Consider the following 21,299-nt stretch of genomic DNA (forward strand, 5'->3'; position numbering starts at 1 on the left):
TTAATTTAATATATAATCAATATTTACTTGTACTTTCCATATTTATCTAACATTTTCATAACATAGCAATAATTTTGGAAGCTAACTGAATAAGGAATACTGTGGTCTGAGTGATAAATATATCCGCCACCCTTCATAGCAATTGGAATCTTACCACCTATTTCATTCTCAATATCTTCAAAAGATCCTCCAAGTATTTCTGCTCCTATATTTCCAAAGAAAGTTAATTCATCACCGTATTGTTTTTTCAACTCTCTAACATCCATACCTGTATTTACTTGAATAGCTTGTAATACATCTAGTCCTGCTTCTATTAAATCTGGTATTAAACTTTCAACTTTTCCACAGCTATGCATCATGAATTTTATACCATTGGCATGCAAAAAATCTCCTATCTTTTTATGGTAAGGCCAAATCATTTCTTTATAAGTAGCTGGAGAGAATAGTGTTGTATGAGTTCCTCCCATATCTTCTGCAATCCATAATCCATCAGGTTTAATTCCCTTTTCTATAGCATATTTCAATGTATCAATTGTCAAATCAGTTATTTTTCCAAGCATTTCATGCATATACTCGGGTTCAACTAGTAGATCCATTAGAGTTTCTTCATATCCATGATGTCTCCAAGTTCCTTCAAGTGGTCCATAAGTATTAATAGTAATAAATTTATTTCTTTTTCTATATTCATCAAAAATTACTTTAGCACCTTCCCAAGAAGGAAATTCATTAATATGCATAAAATATGATTCATTATCTATTCTACTAGTATCATTAGGATCAAAGTTAAATTTATGTTTATTTTTATCCCAATCTTCTAATTCTTTATTCTCATGTTTCATAAAATGCATAGAACATGATTTTCCTGTAAACCTCTTAACAGTATAACCAGCTCTATCTTGTACTATTGTAAATTCCTCATCTTGTGATATTATTTTTGATTCAAATCTCATTGAATTATCCATGAATAATGTATCTATATCAAAATCAAAATAATCATTTATTGGACTTCCAATAGTTTTTTCTCGGCCATCAACAATTATTTTTTTCGCCTTATTCTCAATATTTTTAGGTAACCCTTGCTCATAAAAGTCATGAATTGCATCTTCCCAAAAAGCATCAAACTTAGGAACTCTATCCGCTTCTTTGTGTTCTATAGCCATTAACACTCTATCTCTACTATTCACTTCTATCACTCCTCTAATAAAAGAATTCATATAAATACTTACCCTTTAATTAACTTTTATTTTTATAATAATTTTTTTAACATCTTCACACACGCCGTTATACGCCCTTTTAGGTGTATGCGCATCCTCTGGAAAGAAAATAGCAAAATCACCTTCTTGTAACTTTAGAATAGTTTGGATTTCACCTGTGTGTAAAGCAAAATCATTGTCTCGATCATACTCTTTAGTAGTCTCTAATTTTGATTTTTCCGCCCAGTTTATAGCTTCTTTTCCCTTAAAAATAAATTGACCATCTAAATATTGTTCATGGGTCTCAAAATCACAATTACCTAATTCTGTTTTGTAGCTAGTTACAATAGCATATACATTTTCATTGATTTCATATTTGCCATCCGGTTTTGCGCATTCTACAAAGTCCTTAACAAATTGAAATGCATTTCGAAATTCGCTATGTATATCCTCATATAACTTATAGTTTTTGATATTATCTACTACCATTTTCGCATCTCCAATCTATTTACTTACAATTTCCAAGTATTATTTATGTGATAGACTAATTTTTCAACAATACTAATCATTCCATAATCCCCTGGATGCAATAAGTCTGAAGTTAACCCTCCATAGCTACTTAATAACTCCATACCATCTAGATATAATAAGTTACTATTTTTCATATCCGTTACGATACATTTTAAGACATCTCTATATTCTTTCCCTTTTGAAACTATATTAAGTTCATCTAATGTAATGTTGGCATCTTCATGATATCTAAAAGGACTTATACACACTATCTTTTTATTTGGATGGTTTTCTACAATAGTCTTAATCATATAACTAGCTCGGTCATAAAATTCTTCTAAAGTAAAACCTTGATTTAGCATATTAACAGAAATACAAAGTGTTAATAGATCCCAATCATTTCTCTTTGCTATATGATCTGCAATACTTCTTTCACAATATGCTGACCCTGAAAACCCTAAATTAATGTGATCCATATTCAATTTTCTAGCTGTCAATTTTGCATATGATAAAGATGGTAACGAAGCACTATATCCATGAGTAATAGATGTACCGTATGATAGCATTGTTTTACATGGCATCTCATCCTTAAATGGTGGTCGTCTTTTTCCGGTTACATCAATCAAATGTATACTTCCATGACTTAACATTATTCTAATTAGTTTTGGATGATAAACATATTCACCATTAATTTTTACATACTTATTAATTGTTTCAGGAATAGTTATTTTCAGTTCAACGGGATCTGTTCCAATATGATATATCCTATCTTGAAAATCTCCATAGTAAACACACGCTATGGCATCTTCTTCATAACTTACTAATTTTATTGTAACCGTATCCTCTAAAGGTACAAATCTAATTTCATTACCCGCAGGCATTTGCGACTTTATCTGTGCTCTTTCTCTTAATCCATCTTTTACATCACTAGGAATTCTTTGTAGGCAGTAACCTTCTCTTCCATCTACTTTTACTAATTCAGAAAACCCATACAAAAGCAAATTATCATGAATCATTTTATTAACCTCCGAGTAAATAGAGAATCCGTTGTGAAACTTCATGTTTACATAAATAGTTAAACTTGAATCTCTAAAGTTAATTTATAAATACTCTTTAATCTTCTTATATAAACTATTAGAAATATCAATCATACCGTAATCACCTGGGTGTAATATTCCAGTAGTCATTCCGTTATAATTATCTAATAAATTCATTCCATCTATATATATAACGTTTTTACTATTAATTTTTTCTACAATATCTTGCAACGCATTTCTATATTTATTTGGGGTTGATACAGTCTTAACTTCTTCTTTAATAATACCCGCATCATGATAGCTTTTTATAATACTTATGCAAAATATTTTTTTGTCAGGATTTTTTTCTGCAATAGTATTTACCATATAATATGCTCTACTGTAAAACTCTTCTGCTGTATACGCCAAATTAAGCATATTAACAGACAGACATAAAGTTAATATATCCCAATCGTTTCTATCAGCTATATAATCAGCCATTTCATTTTCACAAACAGCAGTTCCAGCTACACCTAAATTAATACTATCCATTTTCAGTCTCCATGCAGTTAATTTTGCATAAGCTAGTGATGGTAAAGTTGCAGTGGAACCATGTGTAATTGATGTCCCATAAGATAACATAGTATTTTTAGGTATTTCCCCTTTTCTAGGTACTCTAGTTTTACCTTTAATATCTACTAAATGAACATTACCATGTCTTAGCATGATTCTTACAACTTTAGGATTATATATAAAAGGAAGCCCTGATTCATAATACTTAGTTATCATTTCAGGTAAATTTATTTCAATTTCCACAGGTTCTTGTCCTATAGAATACACTCTATCTTGAAAATCTCCATAGTAAACGCATGCAACAGTTCCTTCTTCATCATATTCATCTAGATAACTTGCCAGGGATATTTTTATCTTTTTTTCTAATGGTACAAAACGAATTTCATTACCTGCTGGTTTCTTTAACATGTTACTAGTATTTTCTTTAAATGTTTTCCTAATGTCTCGAGGAACCCTTTGTAATAGTACACCTTCTTTGCCATCTATTTTTTTCACTTCTTCAAATCCTTGTAATAGCAAATCTTTGTATATCATTTCTGAACTCCCTCCAAGAATTTATTCATCTTTAAAATTCATATAATTTTTCACTGCACCTATCATTCCTGCATCATTAGACAATTTGGCTGTCTTTATGACTACATTTTCATAAAAGGCCGGCATTGCTTTTTCTTTTACCTTTTTAATTAAGGGTTGGATAATAACCTCACCTTGTTTTGAAACACCTCCGCCAATAATAACAGCTTCAGGATTAAATATGTGTAGTAAAGTTACAATTCCCGTAGCATTGTAATCTAAAAAGTGATCAATACATTTGGCTATTTCTTTATTTCCTTCTTTCGCTTTTTCAAAAATTATTTTTCCATTAATTTCATTTAATTGGTTTCCTACTATCTTTTTTACATTTTTAATCAAAGCAGTCATTGATCCATATTGTTCAAAGCATCCTTTATTACCACATGTACATGGCTCACCATCTTTTTCTAAAACAATATGTCCAATCTCACCTGCAATACCATTACTTCCTGAAAATATTTTATTATCAAGTATTATTCCACCGCCAATACCTGTTCCAATTGTATAAGCAATCATATTCGTATATTCTTTACCATTTCCTATCCAATGCTCAGCTAAAGCAGCACAATTTGCATCATTTTCTACTATTACATCTAAATGAAGAATTTTCTCCATTTCTGATTTTATATGTGTTCCTTTCCACCCTGGAATATTGCCACAAGTACCGATAACTACACCATTCTTATTGTCTATCTGTCCAGCTGCGGATACACCTACCCCTTCAATACATATATCATTATTCATAGTGTAAACATTGATTTCATTTGTAATATTCTTAATAACATCTATTAACGGAATTTTATAATTATTAATGTTTGAGGGTCTAGTAATTTTATATAACAGTTTACCTTCTTCATTTACTATTCCTGCTTTAATTTCAGTACCTCCAATATCAATTCCGATATACTTTTTCATATTTCTTCCTCTTTCTTCTATGAATTAATGCCTTTAATTTCATTTACAAACCTTTCAGTAATTTCTTTCGGTCTTGTTATTGCTCCTCCTACTACAACTGCAAATGCACCTAATTCTAGTACTCGTTTTGCTTGTTCTGGGTAATGTACTTTTCCTTCTGCAATGATATGAGCATCACAATTTTTTGCTAATTTCTCAATCAATTCGAAATCTGGTCCTTTAACTTGTGGTGAATAACTTGTATACCCACTTAAAGTAGTTCCTATAAAATCCACACCTGCTTTTGCAGCATTTCTACCTTCTTCATAGGTAGAAATATCAGCCATTAGCAATTGTTCTGGGTATTTTTCTTTAATTTTAGTAATGAATTCATTTATAGTAAGACCATCAGGTCTTTCTCGTAAAGTGCAATCAAATGCTATGATATCCGTATTAATAGAGATCAATTCATCAATTTCTTTCATTGTTACTGTTATATGTTGATCATAGCCTTCATATTGTCTTTTGATAATTCCTATAATAGGCAAGTCTACTTCTTCTTTAATTTCTTTTATATCCCTTACACTGTTTGCTCTGATACCTACCGCATTTGCCTGCTTTGCAGCTAAAGCCATAAGAGGCATTATCCCACCATTTTCACAATATAAAGGCTCATCTTCTAATGCTTGACAGGAAACTATTAGTCCACCTTTGAGTTTTTTAAATATATTATCCTTCAAATTCATATTTAACCACCTTCGCTTTATCTTATATTTTCATTTCTTCTCTAAAGTATTTACAGAATTATATCTTTTGCGCAGTCGTATCAACTTGACCAGAAGGATTTGACCATTCACCTAGTATTTTATAAACATAGTCTTGAAGTGGATCTTCGTATTTCACTGCATTTTCCTTTAATTGTTCCACTAAACCATCTTTAATTTTCGTATATTCATCATCATTAATAAGATTATTTAATTCTCCTGGATCTTTATTCAAATCATATAATTCATCAAAATCTCCTGGGGTCCATATATACTTATAATTATTTTCATTTACTACAGCTCGTTGCGAGTACAAAAATCTAATACCATGAAATTCCAAATAAGCATTTCTTCTATTCCATTCATAATTGTTTTCAAGTAAAGGTAATAAACTTCTACCATCTAGATTAGATATGTTTTCACCTATTACATCTAGAATAGTAGGCATAATATCCATATTATAAATAAACTCATTTCTATTTTTAAGACCACTATACTCAGGATGGTACATAATAAATGGAATATGCATTGCTTCTTCATATAAAAATCCTTTATCAATAAGGCCACCATGTACACTTTTCATATCTCCATGGTCAGAAGTTAAGAATATAATTGTATTATCCTTTTCACCAATGTCATCTAAGTAATCTAAAATTCTTCCAATTTGTTTGTCTATAAAACTCATAAAATCATAGTAAAATCCTATAACTTCTCTCCATTCATCCCAATTTTTAGGTGGATTCCTATAAAAATCTCTTAGATGTCTTTTAACAAAGCCAGGTTTACCTTCTAAATCATCTTCAAAGTTAATCCATGGTTTTATTTTTGATCTATCACTTTTCCCTACGAATGATTTAGGCGGAAAATGTGGGCCATGTGGACCCCAAAATTGGCACGTCAAAAAGAATGAATCATTATTCTTTGTGAATTTATCTATAAGATCTATAGTTTTGTTGGCTAGAAAATATTCTGTAGTTGATTCTTCGCTTCCATTCCAAATTCCTGCAGACAATGTTTTATTGTTTGGATTATAATGAATAGGTTTTTCAATAGAGTAACTATATTGATTTGAATCTAAATAATCCAAAAAATCCTTTTCAAATCTACAATTTCCATATCCCGGAACATTCATTCCTTCAAAGCCATAATCACATGGACCTAATTTTGTTCCTACATGCCATTTCCCTACATAACCACATTTATAGTCTTTATCTAAAAGTTTATTATGCAAAAGCATTTCTGGTTCATTCAGTTCTGTAGATAATGAATGATACATATCACAATTAGTACCCATCCCATGTTTAAAAGCATACTTTCCTGTAAACATAGAAGCTCTAGCGGGTGAACATAGAGGACACGTTGAGTAAGCTCTTGAGAAGTTGTATCCTTCATTAGCCAGTTTATCAATATTCGGTGTATCACAAATGTCATTTCCATTTACACCTAATGTATCAAATCTTAATTGATCTACTCCAATAAATAAAAAATTCATTTTTTTACTCATAATTTTCTATCTCCTTAATAGAGAGCCCTTGTTTGAGCAAGACTCTCTATACTCTACTAGAAATTTTTATTTTTATATCTTTTATTAAATAAACGTTCTAAATCTTCTTCTGAAAAATTCCCGTTCTTTTGCCATGCTTTATAATCAAGATCTTCGAATTTCACTAAATCTTCACCTTCGACAGCTCGTATTACTTCGTCAATAAAATCATTTAAGTTTTCTTTATCTGATTTATTTTTAATGTTTTTTCCGAATACAGGGAATGCTTTATTTCTTGTAGCAACTGCTTTATAATCATCTAAAACAATAAAATCATCATTAACAATGTATTCTGCCTTCCATTGTTCTTTTTCATATTGAACTAACTTTCTTCTCAAACTATTTTTTATTTCTAAAATTTCTTTGCTCTCAATGGAATATAATAAATTTGTTGTTTCACTAGGATCATCTACTAAATCGAATAATTCTTCTTTACCTCCACCATAATAATAATTATACTTATACTCTTTATTTCTAACACTAGCCCATCTTCTATTACCTTCTGAATAAGCTACATATTGGTGAGTACGATCTTTCCTCTTATTTTTACTTATAAGAGATTCCCCTACCAAAGGATAGTTTCCTTTGTAGTCTAATTCTGAGATATCTAATACAGTAGGAAAAATATCCGTTAAGTCAACAAACTCTTCTTTAACTGTACCTTTATCAAAGCTTTTTGGGTATCTTACCAACAAAGGTATTCTTGCACAACTATCATATGGTAAGAATTTTTGATAAAGTCCATAATCACCTATAAAATCACCATGATCACTTGTAAATATAATAAGTGTATTATCTAATTCCCCATTATCTTCTATTGACTTAATAATCCTTCCAATATTGTAATCAATTTGAGTAATCAGACCATAATATGATTCTCTCATTCTTCTAATATATTTTTCATTTGGTAAATCACCAAACATCTTATTTTCTTTAGATAATTCACATAATGGAGTCTGTGACTCTGCAGGTTTTGGAATATCTTTTTCTTTATATAAATCTGAATATTTGTTATAACAATTAAATGGAGGATGCGGCGATATATAACTTAAATAAAGTAAAAATGGCCTTTTCCCTGCATTTGAATCAATAAATTCTAAACCTCTATCTGTAACCCAAGTTGTCCCATGATGTTCTTCAGGAATAACGGGTGTTTGAGGTGCATAAAAAAGTAGATTTCTTACTCCATGTATATTTTGAACATTGCCATAACCCATCTCTTTCAAATATAATAGATAATCATCGTCTTCTCTATGTTCCGGTACTTCTTCCATTAACTTAAGTCTTTGGAAACCATGGTGCTCTCTACAAGGTTGAAAATGCATTTTTCCAATAGCTTCAGTAACATAATCTCCTTGTGAAAGTATTCTTGGAAATGTTACTATATCTGGTGCCAGTCTTGCATTGAAGTCATTATCTGCAATTCCATGGTTTCCCGTAGAAATTCCTGTTAGAAAGGAATGTCTTGCTGGACAACATATTGGGTTAGGGGTATATGCGTTAGTATAACTACATCCTTCTCTAGCTAACCTATCTAGATTTGGAGTTATCATATGATCATTACCTAAATGTGCAATTGTATCATGTCTTTGTTGGTCAGTCATAATAATTAGTACATTAGGCCTCTCATCCTTTTTACCAATCTTTTCATAATGTCTTTGCAAAGCATTTGCTATTGACAAATCACTTCCATTTTTAATCTCTTTCATAACTATGCCCCCATATAAAACTACGTTTTGTATCTATGAAAATTTATATTTCATCTCGTCATTTTGACCTTTTGATATTATAATAACTTTATTTAACTCATTATCCTCATTAGGATAATCTTCTCTGTAATGTGACCCTCGACTTTCTTTTCGTAACAACATAGCGTTTAGTAAAACTAGAGAGAGTCTAAGAAAATGATGTGCTTTAATAGCATTCTTTATGTTTTCATTTTTACTAATATAATATGTGCTATCAAAATCTCTCTCTAATTTCTTTATTTCTGTTATAGCGTTTTTAAGATTTTCTTCTCGTCGTACAATGCAACCATTTGTCCACATTATTTCCTTTATTTTTTCTATTACATAATCCGGTTCCAGACTAAATGCTTTTCCATTGCTAAACAATTTATTCATTTCATTTTCAATAAATTTTTCTCCTAATTCCATACTTTGTTCTTTTGCATAAAGGGCTGCATTCCTACCTGCAATTTTCCCAAATACTAATGCATTTGCAGTAGAAAGACCGCCAATCCTATCTGCACCATGCATGCCCCCTGTTACTTCCCCAGCAGCATAAATGCCTTTAACACCTGTTTCAGCTTTTTCATTAATTCTTATTCCACCATTGGCTGCATGTTCAAAAGGTGCCATAATTATTTCATCATTATAATCTATTCCTTTTGTACTCTTCAGCCATTTAAAATACTCATTAATCATTAAACTATTACTATTTTTAATTTTTTCGGAATACCTTACTTTTATGCCACCCTGTTTCTTGTTAGCTAAGTATTCTTTAAACATGGCTATATCAACATATTTTGTATTTAGTCTGCAACTAAAAGGACCATGTCCTGACCGTTCTTCCGTAATAACTTTTTTATCTAAGCCATTTGGAAGATATTTATCTAGAATCTCATTGCCCTTATTATCAGTTAATATAGTATATTTAAAGGTTCTCTCATTAAATATAGTTTTATAGCTAGGTTGTAGATACCCAGGTATAAATTGAATAAACTCAACATTAACCAATTCACATCCTGCCTCTAACGCTAATGTTTGACCAAACCCATTAATATCAGATGTATTTAAGCTGTGTTTATAAAGGCCTCCAAATCCACCCGTTGCCAATACTATAGCCTTTGTATATATGCAAATAAATTTATTATTCTCATCTATACCTATTGCTGCTACTAATTTATCCTCATGCTTAATCAACTTAACAATCTCAACATTCTCTAATACATTTACATTAAGTCGTTTTATTTCTCTATTAAAAACTTCTCTTGCACTCTTAAAGAGATATCCATACCATTTTCTATGCTTCCTATCAAAACAAGGAATTAAGCTGTTATCTTCTTCTAGATTATCTGACTTTTTAAACTTAACTCCCATCTGTTCTAATTCATCAATTCTATCTCCTATATGATCAATTAAAGTTCTACTTAGCCCATAATTCGCTATGCCACAACCTACTTCATTTATACTATCAACAAAATCTTCTTTATCCATTTCATCCATAGGAGCAACCATTCCTAGCCCCCATGTCCCTGGATAAAAACTAGATCCTGAACAAAACTTTGATGCAACAGCTAAAACAACATCTGTATCTTGTCTAGCTGCCTCTATAGAAGCACTTATACCTGCTAACCCCGCCCCTACAACTAATACATCTGCTTTATATTCACTTGAAATAATCATAGCTTTATAATTCCTCTAAAAAATCCACTCCAGTAATTTTATATTTTTCTTTCAATTCCTTAAATCCTATTTTAAGTTTTTCTTCTTCTGCACCACTAATATTATTGAATGGTCGTCTAGAATATCCTGCATCAATACCCATCCATTTAAGAGCTAATCTCATTACTGAAAAATAATCATATCCTAGTGAATAATCAATTATTTGAATTGCTGTTTTTTGTTTAGCTTTAGCAGTTGCAAGATCATTACTTTGGATAGCGTTATTTATTTCAATAAATAATTCTGGCATCAAATTATAAAAGGATCCAATAATTCCGTCTGCACCATTCATCAAACCTGAAGCTGCCATTTCATCACAACCAGAGTATACTATAAAGTCTTCACCAATTTGGTCTTTGATCATGCCAATTTGATGATGAGTTGTTGCTGTGTATTTTATACCTTTTACTCCCTCTATTGATGCCAATCTTTTAATACTTTCAAATCCAAGAATACCCGCAAGTGGAACATTATAAACAATCATTGGAAGTGATGTAGCTTCTGCAATATCTTTATAGTAATTATAAATATGTTCTTCTTTAAAATTCCAATAAAATGGTGGTACAGAAGATATCGCATCAGCCCCCGCTTCATAAGCATGCTTAGCTAATTCTATTGAATTTTTAGTTCCAATTGCACCAATATGAACCATAATCGGAATACGACCTGAAACTTCATCAATTATAATTTCAACTACTTTTTTTCTCTCTTCTAGCGACATTAAAAATCCTTCACCTGTACTACCTGTTAAATATAGCCCATCTATTCCTTTTTCTATCAAATGGTTAATGAAACCTCTAGTTCTTTTTTCATCTATATTCTCATTTTCATCAAAAACCGTTAATAATGCCGGAATAACACCTGTAAATTCTTCAATCTTAAACTTTCCCATTTTTTTCTCCCCCAATAATTGTTATTTTATTTCAATTCATAGTTTTTATAATTCTAGCCCTTTATTAAGTGACAAGCAGCAAAATGTTCTTTCCCATTAACAATGTATTTTTTGAGTTTTGGAACTTCTTTCTTACATATTTCTTGGCACTCATTACATCTTGGATGAAAAGGACAGCCACTTGGAGGGTTTACTGGACTAGGTACATCTCCCTCTAAAATTATACGTTTTGATTTATTATCAAGATCAGCTACAGGAATAGCTGATAATAGTGCTCTTGTATAAGGATGTAAAGTATTTGCATACAATTCATCAGAATCTGCAAGTTCTACAATTCGTCCAAGATACATAACTGCGATTCTATCACTTATATATTCAACAACACTTAGATCATGTGTAATGAATATATAAGTTAAATTTCGTTCATCTTTTAATTTTTTTAAAAGTTTTAAAACTTGAGCTTGAATTGATACGTCTAACGCACTAACTGCTTCATCACAAACAATTAATTCAGGCTCAACACTTAATGCTCTAGCTATGCCAATACGTTGTCTCTGTCCACCACTAAATTCATGTGGGTAACGATTCATATATTCTCTTCTCAAATTTACAGCTTCGAGTAAATCACCAATTATTTTTTTTCTTTCTTCTTTAGATTTAACCCCAAACTTTTTTAACGGATCTTGAAGTGAACCAAAAATAGTAAAAGCAGGATTTAGTGATGAATGTGGATCTTGAAAAACAATCTGTAATTTTTTCCTAGCATTCATCATATCTTCTTTAGACATTTTTCTCAAATCTATTTTGTTATCTCCAAAATCGTAAATCATTTCACCCTCTGTAGCTTTTATCAATTGTAAGATTGATTTTCCTAATGTAGTTTTTCCACAACCACTTTCTCCAACTAATCCTAATGTTTCACCTTTATATATATCTAAATCTATTCCATCAACAGCTTTAACATGTCCAACAGTTTTTTTGAACACTCCTTTCTGAATCGGAAAATGTGTTTTTACCCCTCGCAATTTCAATAAAACTTGTTTCTTATCATTCATTCTTCAGCACCTCCCTATAATTCCAACATTTGATAGAGTGTGTGCCAGTAACATTAAAATCATCCGGCATCTGTAAACATTTATCAGTAAAATAATCGCATCGTGGATTAAACTGACAACCTTTAGGACGATCAAAAGGATCTGGAGTTGTTCCTCTAATAGGTTCAATCTCTTGATTTTTACCACGACCTAAAACAGGAATTGAACTAAGTAAAGCTTTCGTATAGGGATGACCAGGTGTTTTTAAAACTTCTTCTATCGTTCCACTTTCAACGATATTACCCATATACATTACAACAACATCATCAGCAAGTTCTGCTACAACTCCCATATCATGAGTAATCATCATAATAGCTGTATCGTTTTCAACTTTCAATTTATCCATAAGTTCAAAAATTTGTGCTTGAATTGTTACATCTAATGCTGTAGTCGGTTCATCTGCAATTAATACCTTTGGACTGCATGACATTGCCATTGCAATCATTGCACGTTGCCGCATTCCACCTGAATATTGATGTGGATATTCATCTACTCGTTGTTCTGGTAATGGAATTCCCATGTCTTTCAATAATTCAATTGCTTTCTTTCTAGTCTCTTTTTTTGTCATCTTAGTATGACATCGTAAATTTTCAATAATTTGAAATCCAACTGTATATACAGGATTCAGGGCTGTCATAGGATCTTGAAAAATCATAGCAATATCTGAACCTCTAAGAGAACGCATTTTTTTACCATTTTTCTCTAGTTTATCAATTCGAATATCACCTTCTTCACTATGATAAATTATCTTGCCTTCTTCAATTCTCGATAATTTAGGTAAAAGTCTCATAATAGATGATGCAGTTACACTTTTACCACATCCACTTTCACCTACAACGCACAATGTTCTTCCTTTCTTAACTTTAAAAGACACACCATTAACGGCTTTATTACATCTTTGATTTGTATAAAAAAATGTTTTAAGATTATCAACTGTAATAACTGTTTTCTCACTCATATCATTGCCACCTTCCTTCATTATTTCTATATTATTTTTTTATCCCTGTTGAGTAGGATCAGTTGAGTCTCTAAGTCCATCCCCAATAAAGTTTACGCTTAGTACAAAAGCAGATATTACAATACCAACAGGTAACCAAATCCACCAATTTTCTTTTAATATAGAAATATCTTGAGCAACATTTAAGATATTGCCCCAAGTAGGTATATTTAATGGCACTCCAAGTCCGAGAAAACTAAGTGCTGTTTCTTGCAAAATAAACATTGCTGTACTTAGTGTGATATTAACCATAACTGGACCAAGTGCATTAGGTAACATATGCTTATAACATACGTTCAAATCATTTAATCCAAAGGCACGCAATGCTTGAACATACTCTTCTTCACGTATTGATAACATCTGAGCTCTTGTCATTCTATAAATAGCTCCCCAACCCGTTAATACGAATATCCCCAATAGATTCCATAAACTTTGTCCCATGATAGAAACAAGTAATAATACCAATATAATCTGAGGGAATGACATGAAAATTTCTGATATTCTCATTATACTTTTATCTATCCATCCACCTTTATATCCTGCATAACAACCTAGAAGTACACCAATGATAGCAGCTCCTAAAGCACTACCGAGTCCTACTAATATAGATATTCTTCCTCCGTATACAATACGCGCAAATATATCACGGCCAACTTTATCAGTTCCTAGTATATGTTCAGAGGATGGTGGCTGCATAGAATTCATAACATCAATTTTTTGTGGATCATAACGACAAATGACTGGAGCAAAAATAGTTGCAAGTAAAATTATTACAAAAACAACAAATCCCACTATTGCTAATCTATTATTTAAAAATTTTCGTAAAACACGATTATATGATTTATCTTTTAAGAGTCCAGCCTCTTCTTTTTGTTTAATCTTATCCATTTTTTTGTCTAACTTTGTTCTTTTTATTTTATTCATTTTATCACCTTAATCCAATTTTATTCGTGGGTCTAGTAATGCTGTGAATAAATCCACAAGAAAGCTGGCAATTAATACTGCTGACACAGTAAATAAAGCAATCATCATAACCAAAGGTAAATTTTGTCCTCTTACAGCAGTAATAAATTCCTTACCTATCCCAGGCCACTGAAATATCTGTTCAATAACAACAGACCCTCCAAGTAACATTGGTAATCTAAATCCTATTAGTACAACAACTGGAGTTAGAGCTACTCTAAATCCATGGACAAAATTAACTCTCCATTCAGAAATTCCTTTACTACGTGCCGTTTTAATATATTCTTTATTTAGTGCATCTAACATACTGGCTCTTGCATATCTCATAACTCCTGCAGTCATTGTAATACCCAAAACTAATGCAGGTAATATTAAATGAGGTAACCTATCTAAAAAAGAATCGTATCCTGGCATAATTCTCCCACCAGACGGCAACCATTTAAGCTTTAATGCGAATACCAAAATACAAACTAATCCAAAGAAAAATTGTGGAATAGAAACTCCAAGCATACCAGCAATTGTCAAAGTATTATCAGCAATTGATCCTTTTTTCAAAGCACTTAATGTTCCTAATATGCTACCAAATAAAGTAGAAATCATTAATGCTGCAATAGATAATTCAAGAGTAGCTGGTAAACGATCTAGAACAATTTTAGAAATCGGAACACCACTAGATAAACTAAATCCAAAATCACCTTTTAAAACTCCACCAAACCATTTAAAATATCTAACTATAAATGGATCATTCAAGCCCAAAGAGTCTCTTAGCTCAACTAATTTATCAGGAGATATATTAGCAAGAATATCAGGGCTAACCATATAAGATACTGCATCCCCAGGTGTTAACTCTAATCCTGCAAAAATGAGAAAACTAATAATTACTATCATAGGAATCAGTATTAGTATTCTTCTAATTGTATAAGAAAACAATTAAAGTCGCTCCTTCCTTAACTTTTATTGTGAAAATCGAGCTATGGCTGTTACCACAGCTCGATTTACATTTGGTTTTGTTTATCTTTTATTTTTTTTCAAATTTATTTACATAGAATAAACGTGTATATCTGATATCAACTGAATGTACATTCATATTTTCCATCTTTTCAATAGCAGTAACATCAGCAACATTTTTATTAAAAGCGTAATCCACTTTTCCTGACTCAGCATTTATAACAAGATTTGGGTCACTATCTGCACTTGGATATAGTTGAATTTTTTCTATATTTCCAGTTCCTTCATCCCAATATCCATCATACTTTACAAAAGTCGCATAGTCATTCATATTAACTTCATCAATTTTAAATGGTCCAGTTCCTACTGGTGATTGCCAATATTGGGCTTGTTGAGATTGAATTGGATCAGTATCTTCCAATAAATGTTTAGGTAGTGGTGGCCATTGAGATAAAGTTAATAATGCATTTGGATCTAATTTTTCAAAGTTTAATGTTACTTTGTTTCCATCAATAACAATACCGCTAATTCCATCAGCTTTTCCATCTATATAGTCTTGATATCCTTTTAAAGAACTATAAGTATTTGCTGCTACACCATTAAGTTGTGGAACTTTTGAAGAGTATTCAATTGTAAACTTAACATCTTCTGCTGTAAATGGCTTTCCATCATGCCATTTAACTCCATCACGCAATACTAATTCAATATTTAACCCATCTTCACTAACAGTATATTCAGAAGCTAATTGACCTTTTTTTGGAGTCAAACTTGCATCTGCTACTATTAAACGATCAAATAAGAATTTTTGTGGCATAAAAAATCCTGGATTTACAAATGTTGTTTGGAAGAATTCTGTTGGTCCTGTATTTGAGTGTAATGTTCTTTCACCACTTTCATCTGCTTCAACATCCCAATCTATAATTCTCCAATCATATGCAAATTGTTCATTTCCATATGGAATTCCCTTACGATCTACTCTATTACTTTCATAAACAAATACTTGTTGATAATAAAGTGGAATTGAAAATAATTGTTCATTTTCATATTTTTGAAGTTCCTTGAAAGCTACTTTTTGCTTATCAATATCTGCTGTTTTATTAGTTGCCTCAATTAACTTATCTAATTCTTTGTCTGAAGGTGTATGTGAATTACTTGCTACTCCAGTTTGGTAACGGTTATAATATTCATGCATTGCAAGTGCAGCATTTCCTGCATAAGCCAAATCCCAATCTACAGCAGATGGACCATTAACAGGATCTTCGGGATTTGTCCATAATTGTACAGCTAAATCTCCCTCTAATCTTCTGAATTCCATTTTCATATCTACTTCTGCAAGATATGCTTGTACTGCAGTCATTAAATCTACAGTTAACTGATCACCATAGTAATAAACAACATCAAGGACATAATCAAAATCCCATCCTGCTTCTTTTAATAATTCTTTTGCCTTTTCAGGGTTGTAATCATAATCATTTAACCCATCTGCTTTCCAATCACCATTTGGTGTAAGACTATTAGCCGGAACAGCTTTTCCTTCTAATAAACTTGCAGCCAGCGCATCCATATCAATTGCATATGCAATTGCCTGACGAACACGTAAATCACTTAACGGATTTCCATTTGTTGCTAGGTCTTCTGTCTCACTAGAAGCACCTTGATTTGGTTCATTAGTAGTTGAATTTCCTTTTGCACCGCATGCAGCTAATGGAATCATAAGTGCGATTACCATTATTAGAGCAATAAGTTTTTTCATTTTAATTCCCCCTTAATTAATATATAAACATTCATTTTTACAAAAAAACATTTTAAACGTTTACTTGTTTCTTTCGCTAAAATGAATATTTTTAACTTTTTTAGAATTTCACTATTTTCGATAACGTTTCCATTTAAAATAAAATACAATATTATTCTTTCCTTATTCTTTTTTAATATTTCATATAATCTATTCGTTATATATCTATTGCATCATTATTTATCATTTGTACTTTGTACTACAAACATCTCTAAAAAAATTTAGTCTTCCATAAATGATCCTGATGAAAAGTGCTTTTCCATTTCTGTTTTGAACATTTCAAAATCTCTATCTTCTAATGCCTGGAATATTCTTATGTGATTTGTCAAAAATCCACCCTTATATGTTTTATATACTACTTCTTTTTCAAAATCAAACCCCAAATCAACATTCCATGCTGCTTCAAATATAGAAGTCAATGTTTTACTACCAACATTTTTAAAAATAGTCATATGAAAATCCATATCTTCTTCAAAATACAATTCGTTCTTTGAATCTTTTTCTTCCATTTTTTTAATCAAAATTTCGAGTTCTTTTATTTCTACTTCAGTAATTAAATCAAAAGCTTGTTTTACAAAGCCCAATTCAAGAACTTTTCTAATTTCTAATATTTCTTTAATTAATTCAGCACTATCAGAAACAAGGTAAAGAAACATATTCTGAAACAAAAAATCCATGTTAAACTCTTGAACCACAATACCTATTCCAGGTCTAGATTTTATTACGCCTATAATTTCTAAAGCTTTAATTGCCTCTCTTAAAGCATTTCTACTTACACCCAGCATATCACACATTTCGTGTTCAGTAGGAAGCTTTTCCCCAGGCAATATTTTGTTTCTTACAATATATTTTCTTATTTCATCAAACACTTGAATGTAAAGTTTTTCTTTCTTGAGATTTTTCATATAACCAACCTCTCCTATGTCAACAATCCAAGTCTAATTAATACTTAATAGATTAATTTTATTCTACAATACTAAATCAAACTTTATACTTTATACTACAAAGTATAAAACAAAATTCTGTTGCTGTCAATCTCTTTCTAAATTTTTTATATGTAAAATCTATTAAACTATTTAATTAAATATTAGCTTCTGGTAATATGTCTAATATTTTTTAATAAAACCCAGTGAAAATATACAATTTGCTATAGTATGGTTAAACCACAAAAAGTAAGTTGAACTAAAATCAACCACAATATTTACCGCAAATTGACGCGTTCTGACGCTATATATTGTGGTTGAAGTTCAACTAAATTAATTTTTGTGGAATAACCATAGTATGCTATAATAGAGTTTATGCATAAAACAACAATAAAAAGTAGTTAAATTAAATGCATTACAAGGGAGAAAAAATGTTATTCGAGAATTTAAAAATAAACAAATCTATACTTAAAGCCTTAAAAATAAAAGGATATTTAAACCCAACCCCTATTCAAGAAAAATCAATTCCAATAATATTGGAAGGTAAAGATTTTTTAGGATGTGCTCAAACAGGTACTGGAAAAACAGCAGCCTTTGCTATACCTATACTACAGAATCTTCACAGTAAAAAAAAAGAAGAGAATAAATCAAGAAAAATTAAAGCTTTGATTTTAGCACCTACTAGGGAACTTGCTATTCAAATTGGAGATAGTTTTACAGAATACGGTAAATATTTAAATTTAAAAAATACAGTTATATTTGGCGGCGTAAGTAAAATGCACCAGATAAGAGCATTAAGATCAGGTGTAGACATTTTAGTTGCAACCCCTGGTAGACTCCTAGATTTAATGAACCAAAAGCACATTAATTTAAATACCATAAACTATTTCGTACTTGATGAAGCAGATAGAATGCTTGATATGGGTTTCATCGATGATGTAAAAAAAATCATATCAAAACTACCTAATAGCAGGCAAACATTATTATTTTCAGCAACTATGCCAAAAGAAATCTCAGATTTAGTAGACTCATTACTCGTAAATCCCGAAAAAGTAGCTGTGAACCCTGTTTCATCAACAATTGATACCGTGGCTCAAGAAGTATATTTTGTAGATAAAAAAAATAAGAAATTTTTACTAAATCATTTACTAAAAAATGATGCCATAACCTCTGCACTAGTCTTTTCACGAACAAAGCGCGGTGCAAACAAAATAACATTAGATCTTGGGAAAGTGGGAATTCCATCACAAGCTATTCATGGTAATAAATCACAATCTGCACGTCAAAAAGCTTTAACCGATTTTAAGTCTGGAAAAATTAAGGTTCTTGTAGCCACAGATATAGCAGCAAGAGGTATTGATGTTGAAGAACTATCTCATGTAATTAATTTTGACTTACCTAATATCCCTGAAACTTACGTTCATAGAATTGGACGAACAGGAAGAGCTGGATTAGATGGAATCGCACTTTCTTTTTGTGATCATGAAGAAAAAGAATATCTTATGGATATCGAAAAACTTATATCTAAATCAATACCTGTAATTGAAGATCATCCTTATCCAATAAGTGAATTGCCACAAATTATAAATGATGATATGAAAAAGAAAAAAGGTAGAAAAAAATCTAGTTCAAATCCTTACTATAAAATGAAAAGAAAAAATAAGTCTAAAAAACAGAAAATTAGAAAACAATAATAAAAAATTAAGATTTAATGACTGCTTTTAAGTTTTTATGATATAATCTAGTCGGGTGATTTATATGCAAATACTAAAAAATGATTGGCAAAACTTATTAGAAAATGAATTTAATAAAGATTATTATTTGACACTTAAAAAATTTTTGATAACCGAATACAGAACCAAAACTATATATCCAGCTATGGATCACATATTTAATGCTTTACATTATACAGAATATAAAAATGTAAAAGTGGTTATACTAGGTCAAGATCCATATCATGGTCCTAACCAATCCCATGGTTTAAGTTTTTCTGTAAAACCAGGTATACCTGTTCCACCTTCACTTAAGAATATATATAAAGAACTTCAAAATGATTTAGGTTGTTACATCCCTAATAATGGGTATTTAAAAAAATGGGCTGATCAAGGAGTTATGCTTCTTAATACTGTTCTAACTGTTAGAGCTGGTTCAGCAAACTCTCATAAAAATATTGGATGGGAACAATTCACAGACAAAATAATTAGTTTATTAAATGGTAGAGAAGAACCTATTGTTTTTATATTATGGGGAAAAAATGCTCAATCTAAACAAAATATTATAAAAGATTTAAGGCATTATATAATAAAGTCTGTCCATCCAAGTCCATTATCTGCTTATAGAGGTTTTTTTGAAAGTAAACCTTTTTCAGAGTCAAATAATTTTCTTACTTCAATAGGTAAAAAAACTATTGATTGGCAAATTGAAAATATTTAACCGATTTCCAATATGCCAGTTGTTGAATAAGATTATAATAATATAAAGGAGTCCTATGATGGATATTAACTGGTTAGAATGGTTAGGTTATTTAGCTTCACTTGTTGTACTAATATCTCTGCTAATGAATTCTATAATAAAGCTCAGATGGATAAACCTAGTAGGTTCAGCAATATTTTCAGTTTATGGATTTTTGATTGGAGCACTCCCAGTAGGATTTATGAATCTAGGTATTACTGCAATAAACGTCTATCATCTTATTAAGATATATAGTTCAAAAGAATACTTTAAACTTCTTCCTATTAAAGGTAACTCTCAATATCTTAATTATTTCTTCGATTTCTATAAAAGTGAAATCGACAAATACTTTGGTGAATTTAACATCAATAATTGCAATGTTAATTTTTATATTTTAAGAAATATGAAGCCAGCTGGTTTGTTTATGGGTTCACGTTATAATGAAGATACACTTAATGTAGAACTAGATTTTGTTATCCCTGAATACAGAGATTTTAAAATTGGAACATTTGTTTTCGAACATAATAAATCATATTTTCTTAATAAAGGTTATTGTAACTTCATAAGCTTTTCATCAAAAGATGACCATATTAAATACCTAAGGAAAATGGGATTTAGAGAAAGTGTTGATAATGGTCGTAAATGTTTTATAAAATCAGTAAAATGATTATTATAGATAGTTAAAACTAAAAAAAGCTAAAACCTATGACTCTCAATGGAGTTATAT

Annotated in this window: 19 protein-coding genes; 3 read left to right on the forward strand and 16 right to left on the reverse strand. The window is 30.7% G+C overall.

Annotated features, from left to right (window positions below; translation table 11 throughout):
- Window positions 1-23: 23 nt before the first annotated feature.
- From ACQ3F0_RS13525 to ACQ3F0_RS13600, 16 genes are all read right to left on the reverse strand, one after another.
- A complete protein-coding gene (locus tag ACQ3F0_RS13525; RefSeq protein ID WP_428865823.1) occupies window positions 24-1,184 on the reverse strand; it encodes a uroporphyrinogen decarboxylase family protein in 1,161 nt (386 codons plus the stop codon).
- Window positions 1,185-1,229: 45 nt separating this feature from the next.
- Window positions 1,230-1,682 carry a NanQ anomerase/TabA/YiaL family protein gene (locus ACQ3F0_RS13530; protein WP_428865824.1) on the reverse strand — a complete coding sequence of 151 codons (453 nt, stop codon included), beginning with the start codon at window positions 1,680-1,682 and terminating at the stop codon, window positions 1,230-1,232.
- A 23-nt stretch (window positions 1,683-1,705) separates the two neighbouring features.
- Window positions 1,706-2,719 carry an SGNH/GDSL hydrolase family protein gene (locus ACQ3F0_RS13535; RefSeq protein WP_428865825.1) on the reverse strand — a complete coding sequence of 338 codons (1,014 nt, stop codon included), beginning with the start codon at window positions 2,717-2,719 and terminating at the stop codon, window positions 1,706-1,708.
- An 84-nt stretch (window positions 2,720-2,803) separates the two neighbouring features.
- A complete protein-coding gene (locus ACQ3F0_RS13540) occupies window positions 2,804-3,826 on the reverse strand; it encodes an SGNH/GDSL hydrolase family protein (RefSeq protein WP_428865826.1) in 1,023 nt (340 codons plus the stop codon).
- Window positions 3,827-3,847: 21 nt separating this feature from the next.
- A complete protein-coding gene (locus ACQ3F0_RS13545) occupies window positions 3,848-4,780 on the reverse strand; it encodes an ROK family protein (protein ID WP_428865827.1) in 933 nt (310 codons plus the stop codon).
- Between the two features lie 17 nt (window positions 4,781-4,797).
- A complete protein-coding gene (locus ACQ3F0_RS13550; RefSeq protein WP_428865828.1) occupies window positions 4,798-5,505 on the reverse strand; it encodes an N-acetylmannosamine-6-phosphate 2-epimerase in 708 nt (235 codons plus the stop codon).
- Between the two features lie 58 nt (window positions 5,506-5,563).
- Window positions 5,564-7,027 (reverse strand): sulfatase-like hydrolase/transferase, encoded by a 1,464-nt coding sequence (locus tag ACQ3F0_RS13555; protein ID WP_428865829.1) that lies wholly within the window; start codon window positions 7,025-7,027, stop codon window positions 5,564-5,566.
- A 56-nt stretch (window positions 7,028-7,083) separates the two neighbouring features.
- The gene (locus ACQ3F0_RS13560) at window positions 7,084-8,775 is read right to left on the reverse strand and encodes a sulfatase family protein (protein ID WP_428865830.1); all 1,692 of its coding nucleotides are present in this window, start codon (window positions 8,773-8,775) and stop codon (window positions 7,084-7,086) included.
- Window positions 8,776-8,808: 33 nt separating this feature from the next.
- Complete coding sequence (locus ACQ3F0_RS13565; protein WP_428865831.1) at window positions 8,809-10,473, reverse strand: FAD-binding protein; 1,665 nt, start codon at window positions 10,471-10,473, stop codon at window positions 8,809-8,811.
- Window positions 10,474-10,477: 4 nt separating this feature from the next.
- Window positions 10,478-11,404: a dihydrodipicolinate synthase family protein gene (locus tag ACQ3F0_RS13570; protein ID WP_428865832.1), complete on the reverse strand. Its 927-nt coding sequence runs from the start codon at window positions 11,402-11,404 to the stop codon at window positions 10,478-10,480.
- Window positions 11,405-11,457: 53 nt separating this feature from the next.
- A complete protein-coding gene (locus ACQ3F0_RS13575) occupies window positions 11,458-12,459 on the reverse strand; it encodes an ABC transporter ATP-binding protein (RefSeq protein ID WP_428865833.1) in 1,002 nt (333 codons plus the stop codon).
- Entirely contained in the window at window positions 12,452-13,456 is a 1,005-nt protein-coding gene (locus tag ACQ3F0_RS13580; RefSeq protein ID WP_428865834.1) for an ABC transporter ATP-binding protein, read from the reverse strand. The genes ACQ3F0_RS13575 and ACQ3F0_RS13580 overlap by 8 nt, the downstream gene beginning before the upstream one ends.
- 39 nt (window positions 13,457-13,495) lie before the next feature.
- Window positions 13,496-14,419, reverse strand: coding sequence for an ABC transporter permease (locus ACQ3F0_RS13585; protein ID WP_428865835.1), 924 nt, complete (start codon window positions 14,417-14,419; stop codon window positions 13,496-13,498).
- A 9-nt stretch (window positions 14,420-14,428) separates the two neighbouring features.
- Complete coding sequence (locus ACQ3F0_RS13590; RefSeq protein ID WP_428865837.1) at window positions 14,429-15,388, reverse strand: ABC transporter permease; 960 nt, start codon at window positions 15,386-15,388, stop codon at window positions 14,429-14,431.
- 88 nt (window positions 15,389-15,476) lie between these two features.
- Window positions 15,477-17,159, reverse strand: coding sequence for an ABC transporter substrate-binding protein (locus ACQ3F0_RS13595; protein ID WP_428865838.1), 1,683 nt, complete (start codon window positions 17,157-17,159; stop codon window positions 15,477-15,479).
- Window positions 17,160-17,419: 260 nt separating this feature from the next.
- Window positions 17,420-18,103, reverse strand: a complete 684-nt coding sequence (locus tag ACQ3F0_RS13600) for a FadR/GntR family transcriptional regulator (protein WP_428865839.1) — start codon at window positions 18,101-18,103, stop codon at window positions 17,420-17,422.
- Between the two features lie 449 nt (window positions 18,104-18,552).
- On the opposite strand from ACQ3F0_RS13600, the gene ACQ3F0_RS13605 reads away from it, so the two are divergent.
- From ACQ3F0_RS13605 to ACQ3F0_RS13615, 3 genes are all read left to right on the forward strand, one after another.
- Window positions 18,553-19,815, forward strand: a complete 1,263-nt coding sequence (locus ACQ3F0_RS13605) for a DEAD/DEAH box helicase (RefSeq protein WP_428865840.1) — start codon at window positions 18,553-18,555, stop codon at window positions 19,813-19,815.
- A 64-nt stretch (window positions 19,816-19,879) separates the two neighbouring features.
- Entirely contained in the window at window positions 19,880-20,554 is a 675-nt protein-coding gene (locus tag ACQ3F0_RS13610; protein ID WP_428865841.1) for a uracil-DNA glycosylase, read from the forward strand.
- Window positions 20,555-20,612: 58 nt separating this feature from the next.
- Window positions 20,613-21,239 (forward strand): hypothetical protein, encoded by a 627-nt coding sequence (locus ACQ3F0_RS13615; protein WP_428865842.1) that lies wholly within the window; start codon window positions 20,613-20,615, stop codon window positions 21,237-21,239.
- Window positions 21,240-21,299: the final 60 nt, after the last annotated feature.

The sequence above is a fragment of the Clostridium sediminicola genome (assembly GCF_050402865.1).
Taxonomy (GTDB): Bacteria; Bacillota; Clostridia; order Clostridiales; family Clostridiaceae; genus Clostridium_AF; species Clostridium_AF sediminicola.